The sequence below is a fragment of the Planktothrix sp. FACHB-1355 genome (assembly GCF_014748295.1).
GTDB lineage: Bacteria > Cyanobacteriota > Cyanobacteriia > Cyanobacteriales > Aerosakkonemataceae > Aerosakkonema > Aerosakkonema funiforme_A.
On sequence record NZ_JACJUP010001067.1, the window covers coordinates 1 to 2447 of the forward strand.

The following is a 2447-nucleotide window of genomic DNA, read 5'->3' on the forward strand; positions in this document are numbered from 1 at the left end:
CCCCCAGCGCATAAAACGCTTACCTTCCAACTTAAAAATCCACTGGGGAATCAATTCCTTCAAAATATCAGCCGTAGCGCGTCCGGGAATGCTTTGTTTGACAAACACAAAATCGCCCTTATCCGTCGGGCGCACTTCCAACGCCGACAAAGCGACACCCTGCTTGCGGGCAAAACCTTCCGCCGCCTTGGTCGGTTGTCCATCCTTGAACGCCGCCGATGCGGGTGGGCCTTTGATTTCTTCGACGCGATCGGGTTGCTGTGCTGGCAAACCTTCAATCAGCACAGCCAAACGGCGGGGAGTTCCATATACATTAATTGCCTCACTTGTCAAGTATTGTTCCGAAAGGCTTTTGGGAATAAGACTTTGCCATTGTTGGATGGCGCTACCCACAAAGCTGGCAGGGAGTTCTTCTGTACCGACTTCTAATAAAAAGGATGGCATAACCGAGGATTGAGTTGTCTAGCTAGAACAGTTTATCGCGATTTGACGGTTCTAGGGTTATGATGTGGTAGGGGATGGCGCGTCAACTTGGCTGTGCTGCAACTGAGTTTCAGATTTTACACGGTATATTGCTTCGTAACGAAAAACATTCAGAACTGAACACTCAGCAACAAAGGCAATGCTGGGATGCAGGTACTCAAAAGCGAAAATCACTAGATCTCGATAACCTCGATCGTTTTCGCATATCCAAACTGTCGTCAACTTTTTACCAAGTAAAGACTGACACCAAGATGGTGTATTTTCCGCAGAATGCGTGCTAGCGGTTTCCTGAATTATTTCTATTTCATCAGTATCGGCAATTGGTAGCAAGGTAACTGTAGTATCTTGAAAGAATAATTGGATTTTATCAAGGCAGAGTTCATTGCTAGAAAATTCTTTATCTTCTAGTATTGATACTGCTGTTAGAATTTGTCCGATCGGAAATTCATCTGTTGCCATATATTATGTTTCAGTTTCTTTCGGTAAAATCGCAACTCGAAAACCCAGCTTATCCATCAATTCAATAAAAGTATAAATTTCAGCAGCATTACTTTCTGTTAGTATTTTATCGAGTTTTTCATGCAACTGTTTCGCTGAATCTGAAAGTCGATCGCTTTTTGCACAAGACTCAATTACCTTTCTAACCGCGTTTCGCAGTAGTTCCGGTTCGGGGTCTTTTTCTTCTAAAATAGCTTCAATGTAGCCAGCAGCGTGTTCTGGATCTTTCAGACATTCAATTAAAAACTCCCGGTAGCTATCGCTAGTTGGCATTTTCACGCTTTTCATACTCTTCCCAATACTCCTTAGCTTTGTTGATATCTTCTTCTTGGGTGCTTTTATCTCCCCCGCAAAGGAGAAGTACAATTGTCGATCCTATTTGTCCAAAGTAGATCCGATAGCCTGGGCTATAGTTGATTCTCAATTCATAAACGCCTTCACCAACAGAACGACAGTCACCTAAATTGCCTAGTTCAACTCGTTCAAGCCTTGCGTCTATTTTATATTGAGTTTTGCGATCGCGCAGCGAATAGTACCACTCTAAGAAAGGTATTCTGCCATCTGGCGTAATGTAACGTCGAATTTCCCTTGGTGTTGCTTCCATGATTTCATTTTATACCTATTATAAAACCCTTGTTCTGTTGTAAGATGCGTCAGACTTCGGTGATAAATCGATGCTGGAAAATCTGAACTTCTGACGCACTCTACTACCTGATAGCAGAATTTAAACACACACCTGCCAAATTTTAATTGTATTATCAAAACTGCCACTGGCGAGAATTCGACCGTCAGGAGTGAAAGCAACAGAATTAACTGCACCAGAATGACCAGTGAGAGTACCAATATTTTTTATAGGGTCTTCTATACTCCATAGTTTGATTGTTTTATCTGCACTACCACTAGCAATAATTTTTCCATCAGGACTGAAAGCAACAGTATCAACTGAGGCAGAATGCTGTCCAGGTATTTCCCAAATACATTCTTTAGTGCTTATATCCCACAGTCTGATTGTTTTGTCTTCGCTGCCACTAGCAATGGTTTTTCCGTTATGATTGAAAGCAACAGAACGAACGCTTCCTGAATGTCCAGAAAGATTAGAACTAATCCCTAATCGACTGAGGAATGTTCCAAAAAATCCTTGTTTCCAAATCTTAATTTTTGTGTTCTGATTGCCACCAGCTATGCTCTTACCATCAGGACTTAAAGCAATAGTATTTATCCCTTCTGCACCAGATAAAAAATCCACATATTTACCCGTATTCGTATTCCAAGTTTTGATCTGACCATCAGCTTTACAAAGGCTAGCAATAAACTGTCCGTCAAAATTAAAGGCTACAGAATTTACACGTCCTAAATGCTTATATATTGTCCAATTACCAATGGTGCGAAGAAGTTGACCATTTGTAAAGTTCCAAACCCTAATTTTGCCATCCTCACAACCAGCAGCAAGAGTCTGCCTATCGGGA

The 2447-nt window shown here is 41.6% G+C and carries 5 protein-coding genes; all 5 read right to left on the reverse strand.

What is annotated here, in order from left to right; all coding sequences use genetic code 11:
• Positions 1 to 444 (reverse strand): glycine--tRNA ligase subunit beta (locus tag H6S82_RS29035; RefSeq protein ID WP_191057160.1); only part of this gene is annotated, 444 nt, incomplete at its 3' end.
• Between the two features lie 57 nt (positions 445 to 501).
• Entirely contained in the window at positions 502 to 942 is a 441-nt protein-coding gene (locus tag H6S82_RS29040; protein ID WP_190465322.1) for a DUF6334 family protein, read from the reverse strand.
• 3 nt (positions 943 to 945) lie between these two features.
• Positions 946 to 1254, reverse strand: coding sequence for a transcriptional regulator (locus H6S82_RS29045; RefSeq protein ID WP_242057152.1), 309 nt, complete (start codon positions 1252 to 1254; stop codon positions 946 to 948).
• Positions 1244 to 1585, reverse strand: a complete 342-nt coding sequence (locus H6S82_RS29050) for a type II toxin-antitoxin system RelE/ParE family toxin (protein WP_190465324.1) — start codon at positions 1583 to 1585, stop codon at positions 1244 to 1246. Before H6S82_RS29050 ends, H6S82_RS29045 begins: the two co-directional genes overlap by 11 nt.
• A 120-nt stretch (positions 1586 to 1705) precedes the next feature.
• A partial coding sequence (locus H6S82_RS29055) for a WD40 repeat domain-containing protein (protein ID WP_191057162.1) occupies positions 1706 to 2447 on the reverse strand: 742 nt, incomplete at its 5' end.

Excerpts from the sequence above, each read along its gene's own strand:
- H6S82_RS29040 (WP_190465322.1), bottom strand. The coding sequence starts at position 942 with ATGGCAACAGATGAATTTCCGATCGGACAAATTCTAACAGCAGTATCA.
- H6S82_RS29045 (WP_242057152.1), bottom strand. The coding sequence starts at position 1,254 with ATGCCAACTAGCGATAGCTACCGGGAGTTTTTAATTGAATGTCTGAAA.
- H6S82_RS29050 (WP_190465324.1), bottom strand. The coding sequence starts at position 1,585 with ATGGAAGCAACACCAAGGGAAATTCGACGTTACATTACGCCAGATGGC.